The sequence below is a fragment of the Pseudomonas frederiksbergensis genome (assembly GCF_017114915.1).
Classification (GTDB): Bacteria; Pseudomonadota; Gammaproteobacteria; order Pseudomonadales; family Pseudomonadaceae; genus Aquipseudomonas; species Aquipseudomonas frederiksbergensis_I.
Genome location: NZ_JAAUOE010000006.1, coordinates 134,499 through 149,754, shown reverse-complemented (window position 1 = coordinate 149,754; position 15,256 = coordinate 134,499). Strand labels below are relative to the sequence as shown.

16 protein-coding genes are annotated in these 15,256 nt (G+C 57.8%); 11 read left to right on the top strand and 5 right to left on the bottom strand.

All coding sequences use genetic code 11. The features are described from left to right. The first annotated feature begins 28 nt into the window (after positions 1-28). From HCU66_RS07140 to HCU66_RS07115, 6 genes are all read left to right on the top strand, one after another. Complete coding sequence (locus HCU66_RS07140; RefSeq protein WP_205887812.1) at positions 29-439, top strand: hypothetical protein; 411 nt, start codon at positions 29-31, stop codon at positions 437-439. A 175-nt stretch (positions 440-614) separates the two neighbouring features. After that, a complete protein-coding gene (locus tag HCU66_RS07135; RefSeq protein WP_205887811.1) occupies positions 615-1,118 on the top strand; it encodes a DUF2247 family protein in 504 nt (167 codons plus the stop codon). 82 nt (positions 1,119-1,200) lie between these two features. Beyond that, the gene (locus HCU66_RS07130) at positions 1,201-1,596 is read left to right on the top strand and encodes a hypothetical protein (protein ID WP_205887810.1); all 396 of its coding nucleotides are present in this window, start codon (positions 1,201-1,203) and stop codon (positions 1,594-1,596) included. A 75-nt stretch (positions 1,597-1,671) separates the two neighbouring features. Then, positions 1,672-2,076: an Imm50 family immunity protein gene (locus tag HCU66_RS07125; RefSeq protein WP_205887809.1), complete on the top strand. Its 405-nt coding sequence runs from the start codon at positions 1,672-1,674 to the stop codon at positions 2,074-2,076. A gap of 218 nt (positions 2,077-2,294) precedes the next feature. Continuing rightward, complete coding sequence (locus HCU66_RS07120; RefSeq protein WP_205887808.1) at positions 2,295-2,639, top strand: DUF6124 family protein; 345 nt, start codon at positions 2,295-2,297, stop codon at positions 2,637-2,639. Then, entirely contained in the window at positions 2,636-2,902 is a 267-nt protein-coding gene (locus HCU66_RS07115) for a hypothetical protein (protein ID WP_205887807.1), read from the top strand. Before HCU66_RS07120 ends, HCU66_RS07115 begins: the two co-directional genes overlap by 4 nt. A gap of 333 nt (positions 2,903-3,235) precedes the next feature. Here HCU66_RS07115 and HCU66_RS07110 read toward each other — a convergent pair whose 3' ends face one another. The 5 genes from HCU66_RS07110 to HCU66_RS07090 all read right to left on the bottom strand — a co-directional run bounded on the left by HCU66_RS07110 (position 3,236) and on the right by HCU66_RS07090 (position 10,018). Next, positions 3,236-3,844, bottom strand: a complete 609-nt coding sequence (locus HCU66_RS07110) for a hypothetical protein (protein WP_205887850.1) — start codon at positions 3,842-3,844, stop codon at positions 3,236-3,238. Between the two features lie 87 nt (positions 3,845-3,931). After that, the gene (locus tag HCU66_RS07105; protein WP_205887806.1) at positions 3,932-5,002 is read right to left on the bottom strand and encodes a lipocalin-like domain-containing protein; all 1,071 of its coding nucleotides are present in this window, start codon (positions 5,000-5,002) and stop codon (positions 3,932-3,934) included. After that, complete coding sequence (locus HCU66_RS07100; RefSeq protein WP_205887805.1) at positions 4,992-7,463, bottom strand: FtsX-like permease family protein; 2,472 nt, start codon at positions 7,461-7,463, stop codon at positions 4,992-4,994. The genes HCU66_RS07105 and HCU66_RS07100 overlap by 11 nt, the downstream gene beginning before the upstream one ends. Before the next feature lies 1 nt (position 7,464). Continuing rightward, positions 7,465-8,133 carry an ABC transporter ATP-binding protein gene (locus HCU66_RS07095; protein ID WP_205887804.1) on the bottom strand — a complete coding sequence of 223 codons (669 nt, stop codon included), beginning with the start codon at positions 8,131-8,133 and terminating at the stop codon, positions 7,465-7,467. 187 nt (positions 8,134-8,320) lie between these two features. Then, positions 8,321-10,018: a sulfatase-like hydrolase/transferase gene (locus tag HCU66_RS07090; protein ID WP_205887803.1), complete on the bottom strand. Its 1,698-nt coding sequence runs from the start codon at positions 10,016-10,018 to the stop codon at positions 8,321-8,323. A 389-nt stretch (positions 10,019-10,407) separates the two neighbouring features. Between HCU66_RS07090 and HCU66_RS07085 the strand changes: the two genes are divergently transcribed. The 5 genes from HCU66_RS07085 to HCU66_RS07065 are packed head-to-tail and all read left to right on the top strand — an operon-like array spanning position 10,408 to position 15,249. Next, positions 10,408-11,760, top strand: a complete 1,353-nt coding sequence (locus tag HCU66_RS07085; protein WP_205887802.1) for a UDP-glucose dehydrogenase family protein — start codon at positions 10,408-10,410, stop codon at positions 11,758-11,760. Beyond that, on the top strand, positions 11,757-12,800 hold the full coding sequence (locus HCU66_RS07080; protein ID WP_205887801.1) for an NAD-dependent epimerase: 1,044 nt from the start codon (positions 11,757-11,759) through the stop codon (positions 12,798-12,800). Before HCU66_RS07085 ends, HCU66_RS07080 begins: the two co-directional genes overlap by 4 nt. Positions 12,801-12,811: 11 nt before the next feature. After that, on the top strand, positions 12,812-13,558 hold the full coding sequence (locus tag HCU66_RS07075) for a sugar transferase (protein ID WP_205887800.1): 747 nt from the start codon (positions 12,812-12,814) through the stop codon (positions 13,556-13,558). Continuing rightward, positions 13,559-14,203 carry a CpsD/CapB family tyrosine-protein kinase gene (locus tag HCU66_RS07070; protein ID WP_205887799.1) on the top strand — a complete coding sequence of 215 codons (645 nt, stop codon included), beginning with the start codon at positions 13,559-13,561 and terminating at the stop codon, positions 14,201-14,203. A gap of 23 nt (positions 14,204-14,226) precedes the next feature. Continuing rightward, positions 14,227-15,249, top strand: coding sequence for a polysaccharide biosynthesis/export family protein (locus HCU66_RS07065; RefSeq protein ID WP_205887798.1), 1,023 nt, complete (start codon positions 14,227-14,229; stop codon positions 15,247-15,249). Positions 15,250-15,256: the final 7 nt, after the last annotated feature.

The following is a 15,256-nucleotide window of genomic DNA, read 5'->3' as shown; positions in this document are numbered from 1 at the left end:
TTTTCTAGTCATCTTTTCCCAAGCACTCATGAAAATAAATCCGTCCCCTTTTGAAAAAATGATCCCAAGAAAAGTCTGGCATGGACTTGAAAGCAAATCATATCTTGAAATTGCACAAGAGCTTCCAGAAAATGACGACTCTCTGCGCAGATGGATTGCCATATACGCAGCTTATCAAATCGATTTTGTCAATCGACGAGCCACACGTTTGTTTTATGATTTTTTGGAGAATGCAAAAAACTCAAAATATGTCGCCATCGAATTCAACATCTCACGACATGTACTTGAAACAAGAGATAGCGTTGACGATAGCGACATCACAATTACTAAACATCAAACACTGGAAACCGAAGAAGACATCAATAATTTCCTTCAAGAAAACGGCATTAATCCAGATCTATTTACTCCGCCTTGGACGTGCGAGTATCCATTAGATTAAACAACCCAAAAATGAAAGCTAAAAAAGGGAGACTGGATTCTGGATATCAGCTCGAAAACAAAATGGGAATCCACAGATACAAAAAACAAACTGAAAAATTGAACCCCCAAATAAATCCAATACTTGAAAAGGTGAACAAATCTCTCTTGACTCTTTTAACCTAAGCAGTAAGAAAATGAAAAAGCTATTGCTCGACGGCCATCAGATATACAAAAAAACTCCATGGCTAAACTGGAAAGAGCTTCTCTATGGATTCAAGCACGGCCTTATTGATGAAAAAGGAGTATCGGAATATGCTTGTGAAGCCTTAACAGAAATGTCCCTACAAGAAGCCATTGAGCTTGCCTCATTGCTACCTCAAGAAGATTATTTGGCAACCAACTTACTCCAATCGCTGGCAGACAAGGACCTTTCAGCAGAAACAGACACCGCCAAACCTTGGATTTTTTTATTGCTCTCATTCCTATTTGAGCACCAAGAAAACTATGAAGACCCGTTTGAAATAGTAGAAGAGATATACGCAGACTTCGATTATCCAGAAGAAATCGCCCCTTTAGTTAGGTATATGCCTCCCCCCGAAGGAGTCGAAGGATCCGAAGAGCGACTATTTGAAAACTGGAAAACTGCCTTATCAGTTTATAAAGATTTTTTCGAACAACAAAATCGATTCAGCCAATAAAAAACAAATAAAACAAATAAAAACAAGGAAAGGGGACACCTATTTGGCTGAATTTAATGCCAAATCCATTTGAAGGTCAAAAATGAGCCATCCAAGAATAATCCCAAGAAAAGTCTGGTGGGATCTGGAAGCGAAATCGTATACAGAAATCGCGCAAGAACTCCCTACAAACGACGACACCTTACGCAGATGGATTGCTATATACGCGGTGTACTATCTGAACTTTAAAAACAGATATCCAGGAGAGTTCTATTATAAATTTCTGGAAGATTCAAAAAACTCAAAATATGTAGTAGTAGACTTCACAATACCAAAGCTCATAATTGAAACAAGGGATAGCATTGGAAGCAGTGACACTACCATTGCTAAGTGTCAAACGCTAGAAACGGAAGAAGAGATAAGTAACCACCTTCAAGAGAACAACATCGATCCTGAGCTATTCACTCCACCTTGGACAGGTGACTATCCGCTAGACTGAAAGTCGAATCGACCAGATGACTCTCAGGCTCATTTTTTATCCGCATAAATAGAGCCGTCCCAGCTTGGAACAAAAATGAAATTCTGGAACGATATCGATGGCAGCATTTTTTTCAACCAAGTTTTCAAGACTTCCGTAGCGATTGGCTTCGTTGAATTTTTCACAGTAAACATCGAAAACAACAGACCAACGATAATACTTGAGTTTGATATCGAAGAACTCCCTGACGCCCCTCCCGAAAAATGGAAAAAGACTGAACTCAACACATGCCGCATCGGTTTAAACTGCAGCGAAATCAGCAGCCTGACGATCAAAAATATACCTACAAAAGAAAAACTTAGTATAAGAATCACTCAAAGCGATAATCTCTTCACGATTCATGCTTCGAACAACAACTCGACAATTGAATTCACAACGAAATCTCTGCTACTTTGTGGCCCCTCAGTTTATATGAACGATAAAAAAAACGAGTTCACTTAAAACCAAATCTGACTCAATTTTTCAGCCCTTCGGGACGCCTGACAAGAGCACAGGACATTTCCCACAACCCCCATCGCCATCCATGAACCTGTACACCCACTCCTCCCCAGATAACCTCCCCCAGCCGCTGCAACCTCAGCGACCGGTTTTGACAGACCGAACACGATCAAGGCATGTAAATGCCGCTTTGCGGCTCCGTTGATTTCAGGAGCTTCACGATGAAAAAGTTTCCACCCGAGTCTCTCGATCCCATTGAACTCAGCCAAGCAACCCAACGCGCCGTCAGCGCCCGCCTCCGCAACCCCAAAAATCCCGACCCCATCAGCCACGTTTTTACCCTTCTCCCCAACATCCACACTGAAACCCTGTTAAGCCACGCCTGCGAAACCCTCGCTTCGCTCAACGTACTGACCACCGACCTGGCCTGCGAACTCGAAGGTTCGCACCGCAGTCTGGCGCTATCGATTCAGCAATTGGCTGGGCTGGGCGAGTTGTTGGTGAATCAGGCGCTGGACAACCTCGACCCACCCGGTGGGGCGTCCGATGAGGAGGTTCAATCATGACTCGATACATGCCGATTACCGGTATCGACTGCACGGTACCTTCCCTGCTGATCGACACCGAAGCACCTGTCGATGTGTTGCACGACACGGCGGCGTATCGCATTCGCTGTGTCACTCAGCTGTTGGAAGCGCTGTCTTTGGGTGAGTCGCCTGGCAGTGACGCTGTGCTGTTGCAGGAGTTGGCGCAGGTGTTGGCAATCTCATTGCGGGACGGCTGCGATTTGCTGGATGTGGTCGGGCGGCGGTTGCGGGCGCAGCTTTAATTCAGCCAATAAAAATGGGCGACTCCAAGGTCGCCCATTCTTATATCCGAAACTTTTAAACAGCACCTCCCAAAGAAGGTGTTCGCCCAGTGTAATGGCCTGGCAATCCATGCACCGGTAAAGAGCCCTGACACCGGGCGAACGGGAAGGATTTTAATAGAATTTGGCAGATATGTCGTCACGTATAATCATGAAATTTTATACACATAATATTTTGTAAGGCTTTGCATACATAACGCTTACACCCCCCTTACACACACCGGTTCGACCATTAAAAATGATTGTTCTTACAAAACTATCTGCACAAGAACAATCAATACGTACAAGTAATGATCAGCTTGGGTGTTGGGTGGTCACTGTCAGCACGTCAGTATAGGTCACCACAACACTCTGCCCTACTTTCAGATCTTTCAATTTCGCCTGGACTTCAGGCTTTTCGACGTTGATGGTTTTGGATTGGCCGGCCGGGTTTTCGAAGGTCAGCTGGTTTTTCTTCAGGTCGATGTGGGTGATTTTCAGTTGGACCTGTACCTGACGGAAGGCTTCGCCGCCAGGGTTGGGGTTGTCTTTGGTGGCGCGGATTTCGCCGGTGCGTTCGACGGAACCTGGCAGGCCTTTGTCGATATCGGTGTCGAGGTAGGCCGCGACAGAACGGACGACCTGAACGTTGACCTGATCGCCAACTTTCAGGTTGCCGAGGTTTTTCGCCTTGTCGCTGAGTTGTACATGAACCTGACGGCCTTCGGCGCCTTCAAGGACGACCTGGTGTTTGGCGGCATCGACCGCCAGCACTTTGGTGACGAGCTGATCGGCTTCCACGACGGCGGACAGCGGGATGTCGGCGGCAATGGCGCTGAGGCTGGCGGTGGACAAGAGGGTGGCGAGGGTGATGGCTTGGGTCAGTGCATGGGGTTCATAAGCGGTACGTTCCCTGTGGTGGATGGCAGCAGACGGCAACAAATTCAGGTTCGGCGCCGTCTGTGCCGATGAGCATAGACGTTTATCCGGGCCTGTCCGCGGTTTCCGGGGTCAATACCCGGTCATCTCCAGATACCCCTGCCCGCCATGACTGCCGCTCAGCCGTACCGGTCCTTCCCAATAGGGAATGCGCAAGTCCATCCAGGCTTGGGGGTTGAGGGCACCAAGAGTGATGTCGAGGTGTTTGGCGGGGATTTTGATCGACCAGCGCACAGGCATCGAACGCCCGGCGACCTTGGCGGTGTTTTGGGGGGTGAGGCTGATGTCGACGGCGTGCAGCAACTGCGTCTGCCCTTGAGCGTCGATCCAGGTGCCGGTGAGGTACGGCGCACCGTCCTTTTGTCGCATGCGGTAGAGCATCACCTGTTCACCACTGTCCAGGTGCAGGGAGAACCAGTCCCAACCGGTCTGGTTGGCGGTCAGCGGCTGGCTGCTCCACTCGCGGTCGAGCCAGGCCGGGCCGTTGACGGTGTAGGTTTTGCCGTCGATTTCCAGGCTGCCGCTGGCCTGGAAAAACGGCTGGCTGTAGTAGTACGACGCCTGGCCTTGTTCGGATTTCTGGCTGAAGCCTTTGTCTCCCTGAAGCACCAGTGGTCGGGTTGAAGTCAGTCGAAGCTGGTAGCTGAACGCCTTGTCGCGGGCGCTGAGTTGCAGGTTCGCCAACGGGTTTTCGTCGGTGGACTGACTGCTGAAACGCCAATCGTCGATCCATGCCTTGAACGGCGCCAGGCTCACTCCGGCCTGGCCGACGCCACCGCGTGCATAGCGTTCGGCGGCATGGTGCACCGTGGCAGAAGTCACGGCGGCGTGGCCCAGCCAGATAGTCTGATTGCCCCAGCCGGGCTGCTCGCGCGTCGCTTTCAAGGCACTGCGAAACAGCGTCCATTGCGCGCCGAACTCTTGGCCTTGTTCGTCCTTGAGGTTGGCGGTGACGTACCACCATTCGATGCGAAAGCCATCGTGAGGGCCGTGGTCGGCCGGAAAATCGAAGACTCGCCCGGGGACAACAGGCGTAAATGCGGCGGCCTGATGGCCAAGGCCGGCGAAGCCTTTTTCCGGCGCAGGCGTGTTGTCGCATCCGCTGAGCAACGCCAGTAGCAACACGCCGAGCTTAATCTTCATGAGCGAACGTCCTCAGCAGATCCGCCGGTTGCGTGCGGTACAGCGAGTACAGCGGCCACGCCGACGCGAGCAATGTGGCGAGCAAGGCCAGGCCCATCAACTGCATCAGTTGCAACGGAAACACCCGTAACGGCAAGCGCCAGCCGAACGCCTGAACGTTGATCACCGTGTCCAGGCACCAGGCCAATGCGATGCCCAACGGCAACGCCAGCACCAGCGTCAGCACTGCCAACAACCAGGTTTGCCCGAGGTTGAGCAGCATCAATTGCCGCCGGGTCACGCCCAGCGCCCACAGCGGCGCGAGTTGTCCGAGGCGGCTTTGGCTCTGGGTCAGCAGGCTGATGAACAGCGCCACGCCCGCGACGCACAGGGTCAGGCTGTTGAGCGCGGCGGTGGCGGCGAAGGTGCGCTCGAACACTTGCGTGGACCAACCCTTGAGCCGGGCCTGATCAACGATGCGGCTGTCGTCCAGGGCGAAGCGGGTTTGCAGCGCGGTCAGAAATCCGGGGATCGATGCCGGCTCGATGCGCAGGTTGAAACGGGTGGGCGTCAGCTGCGGCCAGCCGCGCAGCAAGTGATCGATGTTGACCAGCAGATGGCCCTTGGGATTGCCATAGTCGGCGTAGATCCCGACGATCCGTGGCGACCATGGGCCATTGGGTGTGGGGATCGTCAGGTGATCACCCAAGCGCACTTTCAACCGCCGGGCCAGTTGTTCGCTGAGCATCAGCGCGTCGTCCTTGGCCAGTCGCTCCCAAGGGTCGTCGCCCAAAGCTTCCAGCAGCGGCCAGTGTTGGCGATAGGTCGGGTGATCGATCACGCCAAAGACATCCGCCGGCCAGCCTTGCAACTGAATCGACACCTGCCAGTTCGGCAGCACCGCAGTCACTTGAGGTTGTTGCTTGAGCCAAGTGTGCAGCTCTCGGGCCTGGGCGGGATTTTGTGGATTGAGGTACAGCTCGGCGGTCAGGCGTTGTTCGAGCCAGTTGCTGAAGGTCTGGCGAAAACCGGCGGTCATGCTGCCGGCGCCGATGTTCGCCGCCAGCGCCAGCAACAGCGCCATCAAGGCCAGGCTCAGGGCCGGCAACTGCTGACGGCAGTCAGCGACAAACCATTGGCCGAGCACCGAGCGACTGTGCCGAAGCACCCGGTTGAGTACACCATTCAACACCACCGGCAAAGCCAGTGCGGCGCCGATCAGCAAAGCGGCCATCAACACGAAACCACTGGTCAAGCTGTCGCCGAACATCAACGCCAACAACGCGATCAACGCCGCCATCACGGCGACCCATCCCTGGCGCCGCAACCAGCGCGCATGGGCCTGATGCCAGGCTTGCGGATCGGCCAGCGCCAGTAACGGTAAACGCGCCGCCCGCAGCACACTGTTGGCGCCGGCCAGCAACGCGCCGAACAGGCTCAGGCCGATACCGCTGAACCACCACAGTGGGCTGAGGCTCAACTGCCCCGGCACTTCGGCGCCGTACAAGCCGCGCAAACTGGCGGCCACGTCCGGCAACAGCACACCGGCCAGCAGGTAGCCGCTGACCACACCGGCGAGGCCACCGAGCAGCGCCAGACCACCCAGTTCGACGACGAGGCAACTAATCAACATGCGCGCACTGACGCCACAGGCGCGCAAGGTTCTGAGCAAGCCTCGGCGTTGCTCCAGCGCCAGACCGATCGCCGCGTGAACGATGAACAGGCCGACCACGAACGACAGAAAGCCCAAGGCATCGAGGTTCAGGTGGAAGCTCTCGGTCAGACGCGCGAGATTGTTTTCTTCGCCGCTGCTTTTGAACTGCAGTCGGCCCTTGAACTCATCGGGCAGGGGCGCGGTGAAATCCTTGGGCAGCAACAGGCGTGACAGTTGATCGGGTAGTTGCAGAATCTGCTGGGCGAAGCCGATGTCCACCAGCAACACGCCGGGCGCCATGTCGGGCTGGGCACGCAGTGGCGGCAAGGTCAGACCACTTGAGGCCACCGGTGTCTCACCTTCGTGCAGGCCCAACGCCTGCAAGGTCTGCGGAGCAATCCAGGTGCTGCCCGGCGGGGTGAAAAACTCGACGACTTGCTCGATCGGCAACGCCCGCCCGGCCACTGCGGAGCCGGTGGGCAGGGACACCGGCTCGATGCCCATCAACTGCAAGCGCTGGTCTTCATGCCCCTTGAGCGTCACCCGGCCTTGCAACACGGGCGATACCGGCCAGCCTGCACGACGCAGGTCGACAAACACTTGCTGAGAAAACACCCCGCCGCCGAGCGCGCTGAGGCTGGCCTGGGGTTCGCCGCCGATCAACTGACTGGCCCGGGCGTAACTTTCGCGCGCCTGGCTGTTCAGCGCTTGCACGCCGGTCAGCAGGCTGGTGGCGAGCCAAAGCCCGGTCAGCACACTGAAAAACTGCACCGGGTGCTGCCGCCAATGGCTGAGCAGCGCCCGCAATGTCTCGCGAAAAACCCGCACCTCAGCGCTCGTCCGCGCCAGCCAGACGACCACCGTGCAGCACCACTTTGTTTGCCAGTCGCGCGGCGACCCGTGGGCTGTGGGTGACCATCAACAAGGTCGTCGGGCTGTCGTCGAGCAGCTCCAGCAACAATTTCAACACTTCATCGCTGGTGGCTTCATCGAGGCTGCCGGTGGGCTCGTCGGCCAGCAGCAATTTCGGCTGCGATGCCAGGGCCCGGCCCAGCGCAACGCGTTGCTGTTGCCCGCCGGACAGTTGCTCTGGATAGCGCCGCAGTAATTCCCCCAACCCGAGACGTTGCACCAGATGCGCCTGCCAACGGGGATCGTGGCGCCCGGCCAGGCGCGCCTGAAACGCCAGATTGTCCTCGACCCGCAAACTGCCGATCAGGTTGAACTGCTGAAACACCAGCCCGATTTCGGTCCGCCGCCAGTTCGCCAACTGGCGTTCGGTCATGTGCTCCAGCCGATGCTCGCCGCTGCGGATGCTGCCGCGATCGACCTTGTCCAGGCCGGCGATCAGGTGCAGCAAGGTGCTTTTGCCACTGCCTGACTCGCCCATCAGCGCCAGGCTGCCACCGGGTTTCAGGGTGAGGTCGACGCCTTGCAGCACGGGCAATAGGCCTTGGGGGGTGGCGTAGCTTTTGAAGACACCCTGGACGTGGAGCATGAAGGGAAACTCTCTTTGATGAGCGTGGGGCAAGGATAGAGAGTACACCCGATGATCTTCGGTTGATCGATCTGACGCCTTCGCGGGCAAGCCTCGCTCCTACAGGGACGAGAGATTTGTGTGCATCTCGATCACCTGTAGGAGCGAGGCTTGCCCGCGAAGAGGCCAGCTCAATCACTCAAAAATCTCACTGCCCCACCGCCACACTCGGCACCACCGGCCCCGGTGTCACAATGCTGTTCAGGTCAATGTACTTCCACGCGGGCACCGCGCCGAGCCGCGCATTGAAGCGATAGTTGAACGTGAAATCGTCCACCGTCGCCACGCTCAACGGTTTGCCATACACCGCCTCGATCCCCGCCAGGTCGTAGCCCATCAACTGCAGCAACGTCGGGAAGATGTTGTAGTGACTGGAGCGATCCTTGTTGGCTGACAACTGCGCCTGCCAGTCCTGGGTTTTCAAATCGCTGCCCGACATCACCACCAACGGCACCACCCCCTCCTCCTCCACCGGATCACTGCCGCAATGAGTGTTGAGCCCCGGGTTACCGCGTTCATGCAAATCCTGCCCATGGTCCGAGGTGTAGATCAGCAGCGCCTTGCGCATATCCGCGTGAGCGAAAACCCGCGCGAAGAACTCGCCGACATTCCACAGCACTGTATTTTTGTAGGCATTGCGGTACAGCAGCCAATCATCCGGCTGTCCGTTGAAACCGTCACGGCTACCCGTGTCCGCCACTTCGACAAACTGCCCTCGGGGCAATGTCGGGCGGTAGGCCATAAACGCATCCGGGTATTTGTCGTGCACCGGAAAATGCGCACCAACCTTGTTGATCACCACCAGCTCCGGTTTGCCGTCGTTGAGCAGGGCGATCAGTTTGGCGGCGGCTGCCATGTCACGGTCACGCACCGGGGTCTGGTCGAATTGCACGAACTCGTCGATGTCCTTTTTCTCGGCATGGTTCATCAGGTTCTGCAAATGGCCGCCCGTGCGCTGGGCATCGATGTAAACGGTACGCAGCCCGGCCTTTTTTGCGTACTGCCAGATCGACGGCAGCGTGCTGTTGATCCGCCTGTAGTCCGTGCGCGTGCCGCCGTAGCGCAGGGTGACGTTGGTGTCGGCGCTGCAATTGGCGATGGATGCCGCGTAGCCGTAATTGAAAATGTCCACGCCCGGGCGCGGTTCCTTGAGGTTGCTGTGCACGCCGAATGGCGTGTTGATGTCCAGGTAGTTGCCGGAAATGCTCTCGTCGATGATCAGCACGATGTCGTGCTCCACCGGATGATCGATACGCGTCAGGTTCACCGGTTCGCGCGGGCCGACGGTGTTGTGCAGCGCTTCATAGGTAAACAGATTCAGATAGGCCAACGGCGTATACATCACCGGCAAGCCACGGGCGCCCTCGCCCGCCCGCACGAACAGCACGACACTGAGCAGCAACACCCCCAATACCGGCGCCGCCATCAACAGCGCTCCCGGCAATGGCGCCCGTCGACGCGGCTTGAGCCCGATTCCGAACAACAGCAACAAACCACTGACGGTCGCGCTGATGATCACATCGCGGTACTGATAAGCCGCTTCCTGAATGAACCCGCCGGAATACACCAGCGACACAAAGCTGCTGTAAGTCAGGTAACTGGCGGTCACCTGCGTATAGACGTCAAAGAAAACCGCCGAACCAAACATCGCCAATGCGAACACATGACGGATCAGCGTCTGTCGGATGTACGCGGTCATGAACAGCGCAATCGTCAGCACCACGAACATCCCGCCATACAGCAGCATCGGGAATCCGATGCCCAGCGCATCGAGACGAGCGAGGTAATCGTCGTAACTTTTGAGTAGATACAGAACCAGCAACAGGTCCTTGAGGTATCGAATCATGGTGGTTGCAGTACCTCCGTGACTGCCATTAGCCGATGGAAGTCAATGATTGTCAGTCATTTTCTGACACTAGCACCGAGCCATGGAAGCGCAAGAAATGCCGGTTTTTTGCCAAAAGCGTCAAAAAAACATTGACTCAAATCTGACACGCTAAAATGCCTGTAACCCTTGTAATACAAGCCTTTCGACCGTTTATCGCTTTCTTGAAAGCCCTCTAAACCGCGACAAATCCAGCCACGGCAAGCACTTGATAACAAGTAACCCGTGAAATCTGGGTTTTCAGCCCGAGCTACCCGTCATTTTGCTGACACGCTTTCCCACGGCTAGGCTATACCCCTTTTGACAGTCTCACTTCAGTTACATCCACCGTTTTACGAGGCACGCCAACTATGGACGTGAGCGTATTTGGTACGGGGTACGTCGGCCTGATACAAGCCGCGGCATTGGCCGATGTCGGACATCGCGTCATGTGCGTCGATATCGACCCCGGCAAGATCAGGCAGCTGCAGCAAGCCGTGCCTCCGATCTGCGAACCGGGACTGTCCAGCACCCTGGAAGACAACATCAAGGCCGGTCGCCTGCTCTTCTCCACCCAGGCCAGCGACGCGGTCGAGCACGCCGAGCTGATCTTCATCGCGGTGGGTACACCCGCCGATGAAGACGGTTCCGCCGACCTCAGCCATGTACTGAATGTAACCCGGCAGATCGCCAGTTTCATGGGGTCCGATCGCACCCTGATCATCAAATCCACCGTGCCGGTGGGCACCGCGGATCAGGTGGCGATCGCCGCCAGCGAAGAGCTGCAACGTCGCGGCAAAGGTGCGTTGAACGTGCGGGTGGTGTCCAACCCGGAGTTTCTCAAGGAAGGCAGCGCCCTGGCCGATTGCATGCGCCCGGACCGGATCATCGTCGGCACCCATGACGAGCAAGCGCGCAACCAGTTGAGCGAACTCTACGCACCGTTCTGCCGCAACCGTGAAAAGCTCATGTTCATGGACAACCGCAGCGCCGAGCTGACCAAGTACGCCGCCAACGCGATGCTCGCCACGCGTATCAGCTTCATGAACGAACTGGCCAACCTCACCGAGTTGCTGGGCGCAGACATCGAAGCAGTGCGCAAAGGCATCGGCTCGGACCCGCGCATCGGTTACCACTTCATCTACCCCGGCTGCGGCTTCGGCGGCTCATGCTTTCCCAAGGACTTGCGCGCCCTGCTGCACACCGCCGAACACAACGGCATGCCACTGCGTCTGCTGCGCAGCGTCTGCGATGTGAACGACAGCCAGCGGCACATCCTGATCGGCAAACTGAAAGCGCAATTCCCCAATGGGCTGGCTGGCCGGTCCATCGCCATTTGGGGCCTGGCCTTCAAACCCAATACCGATGACATGCGCGAAGCCCCCAGCCGTTACCTGATGGAAGCGCTGTGGGCCGAAGGCGCGAGCGTGCAGGCTTACGACCCGGAAGCCATGTCCGAGTGCCGGCGCATTTACGGTTTCCGCGATGACCTGCACCTGTGCGCCACCCGCGACGACACCCTGGAAGATGCCGACGCGCTGGTGATCTGCACCGAGTGGAAAAATTTCCGTGTGGTCGACTTCGACCTGCTGGCCAGCAAACTGCGCGCGCGGGTGATCGTCGACGGACGCAACCTTTACAACCCGCAACACGTGGCGGCGGCCGGTTTGCACTACAGCGGCATCGGGCTTCGGCACATCGCTCCCGAGGCGCCACGATCATGAAGATACTCGTCACCGGAGCGGCCGGGTTCATTGGCGCCCATTGCGTGTTACGGCTGTTGAGCGACGGTCACCGGGTGTGCGGGCTGGACAACTTCAACGACTACTACGACCCGCAGCTCAAACACGACCGCGTGGATTGGGTGCGTGATCAAGTCGGTGATTTCCCGCTCGCGAAAATCGATCTGGCCGACGCCCAGGCCCTCGACGCATTGTTTGTGTGTGAACAGCCGGAAGTGGTGATTCACCTCGCGGCCCAGGCCGGAGTGCGTTACTCCCTGGACAATCCCCGTGCCTACCTCGACAGCAACCTGAGCGGGTTCCTCAACATCCTCGAAAGCTGCCGTCACCACCCGGTCAGGCACTTGATCTACGCCTCGTCCAGCTCGGTGTATGGCGCCAACCAGCGCACGCCTTACTCGGTCAGAGACAGCGTCGACCACCCGTTGTCGCTGTACGCCGCGACCAAAAAAGCCAACGAGTCGATGGCTCACAGCTACAGCCATCTGTTCGGCATTCCCTGCACCGGTTTGCGTTTTTTCTCTGTGTACGGCCCCTGGGGCCGGCCAGACATGTCGCCGATCCGGTTCGCCCGGGCGATTGCCGAAGGGCAGCCGCTGAAGCTGTTCAACTACGGTCGGCACCAACGGGATTTCACCTACATCGACGACATCATCGAAAGCATCACCCGCCTGATCGATCGCCCACCCCAACCAGCACCGCACTGGAACCGCGAGCAACCGGACCCGGCCAGCAGCATGGCGCCGTGGCGCATTTACAACATTGGCGGACAACAGCCGGTAGCGCTCAAGGACTACCTGGCACTGCTGGAAAAACACCTCGGGCAAAAAGCCCTTGTCGAGTGGCTGCCCCTGCAACCGGGCGACGTGCTCAACACTTGCGCCGATGCCAGTGATCTGGCCCAGGCCACCGGTTTCCAGCCACGGATCGAGCTGGATGAAGGACTCGGACGATTCATCGCCTGGTTCCGTGACTACTACCCACTGCGCACCGCCCATTCGCCACTCGTGGCCGGGCTTTAGCGGAGGACTCTATGACTGGACATGAAAAAGGGCTGTTGTTCAATCACATGCAGCGTGACAACCGTCTGGACCCCGAGCACCGAATGCGCCTCGACAAGGCAATCCACATGCAGGGTCGCGGTTGGGTGACCGGCCGCAACGGTGGTCGGCCCTGGACCCTGTCGCGCACCAATCGGGTGGTCGCCTGCCTCGGTGCGCTGGTGATTCTGCTGCTGATCTCGCCGGTGCTGCTGGGCCTGGCGCTGGTGATCAAGTTCAGCAGCCCGGGGCCGGTGATGTTCGTGCAACAACGCACCGGCTACCGCGGCCGCCTGTTCGGCATGTACAAGTTCCGCACCATGGTGGCCAACGCCGAGGAGCTCAAAGAGTCCCTGCGCCACCTCAACAAGCACGGCGCCGACGCGATCGATTTCAAGATCGACGACGACCCGCGGATTACCCCCATCGGCGGCTTCCTGCGGCGCAGCAGCCTTGATGAGTTACCGAACCTGATCAATGTGGTCAGCGGCGACATGCGCTTGGTGGGCCCACGGCCGACCTCGTTCAACGCTCATCGGTACAAGGACAGTCACCTCGCACGCCTGAGCATCTACCCCGGCATGACCGGCCTGTGGCAGATCTCCGGGCGCAGCAATATCGACTTCGACCAGCGCGTTGAGTTGGACCTCACCTATATCGCCGAGCAGAGCCTTTTGCTTGATCTGAAGATCCTGTTGAAAACCCCCTTCAAAGTATTCAGCGGCCACGGAGCGAGTTAAATGGACGGTTCATCGAATAACAGCCTGACCATCGCCAGCCCGAGCGAGTCCAACCTGACCTCGACCGTGCTCGACCTGGATCTGCGGATCCTCTTTCTGACCGCCGCCAACCCAGGCACCGGTACTACCACCAGCGCCCTGGCGCTGGCCAGCCAGCTGGCGTCGATGAGCAGCGGCCAGGTGTTGCTGGTGGACGCCAGCCAGTCGGAAAGCAACCTTACCCAACAGCTGGGGCTGACCAAAGAGCGCGGCTTTCGCGACTTGTTGTTCAACGCCTCCCCGCCGCTGTTGCAGGACTGTCTGGTGAACGTCTCCAGCCTGCCCTTCCACATCCTGCCGAACGGGCGGCACATCCGCGGCGCCGAGCACCTGACGGCCGAACAGCTGAATCCGTTGTTCAAGCAACTGAGCAGTCTGTATCGCTTCGTGGTGATCGACGGCGATGCGGTGTACTCAGCCGACGACGCCCTGGTCATCGGCACCCTGGTGGACGGCGTGATCATGGTGGTGCGCGCTGAAGACACGCGCTGGGAAGTGGCCCAGGCCGCGGTCCAGCGCCTGACCCAGGCCGGCGCGAAAATAGTGGGCAGCGTCTTCAACCGGCGCAAGTACTACATGCCCAAGTGGCTCTACAAAAACCTGTAAGCAACCGCAGAAAGGATGACGCCATGAACGCCAAAATGCTTGTCCTGCTGTTGCTGCCGCTTGCAGGCTGCTCCAGCACCAGTGAAACCCAGAACATGCCGGTGCAGATTCTCACGGCCGAGCCGGCCAACGCCCAGGCCACCGACATGCCCAGGGTCGAACAGACCCTGCGACCCAAAGACGTGCTGGATGTGATCTTCCACATCAGCACCAGCGGTTCGCAGGCTTATCGGATTCAACCCGGTGACCAGGTCGCCCTGAACTTCACCGCGGCCAGCCAGCTCAACGGCACGCAACTGGTGCTGCCCGATGGCACCATCGAACTGCCGGGGGCCAACACCGCGGTGAAAATCGGCGGGTTGACGTCGGTCCAAGCCCGGGAGGAAATCCAGCGCGTCTATAACCGCAAAGCCCTGTTCCAGCCCAATCGCAACCAGCTGACCGTGCTGGTCACCAGCCCGCTGAGCAACGAGCAGAACCTCAGGAGCACCCTGAACCACCCCGCTACCGGCATGAGCCGGGAGATCACCGTGGGCAACGACGGCTACGCCAGTTTCCCGGAAATCGGCTCCGTGCCGCTGCAAGGCATGACGGTCAACCAACTGGAAACCTTCCTCAACCAACGCTACGCGCAATTGCCCGGGCGGATGACGGTCGACGTGATGCTCAAATCCACCTCGGGCAATGAAATCTATGTGCTGGGTGAAGTCGCGCAACCGGGTTCCTACCCGATTCGCCGGCCCGTCTCGGTGCTTGAAGCGTTGACCCTGGCCCGTGGCACCAGCGTCAAGGCGCGACTCGATTCGGTGGTGATCATGCGCCGCAACGGCAACCAGGTGCAGGCCGTGCACTACGACGTGGAGAAAGCCTTGTCCGGTGACGCGTCGCAGATTGCTTACCTGCAACCGGAAGACATGCTCTACGTGCCCAAGACCAAACTGGCCAGCGCCGGTGAACTCGCGCGGCAACTGGCGGACGTGGTGTTGTTCCAGGGGGTGGGCTTCACCTTTGGCTACCGCGTCGACAACAAAGACAGCAACAACTAACTCTCAG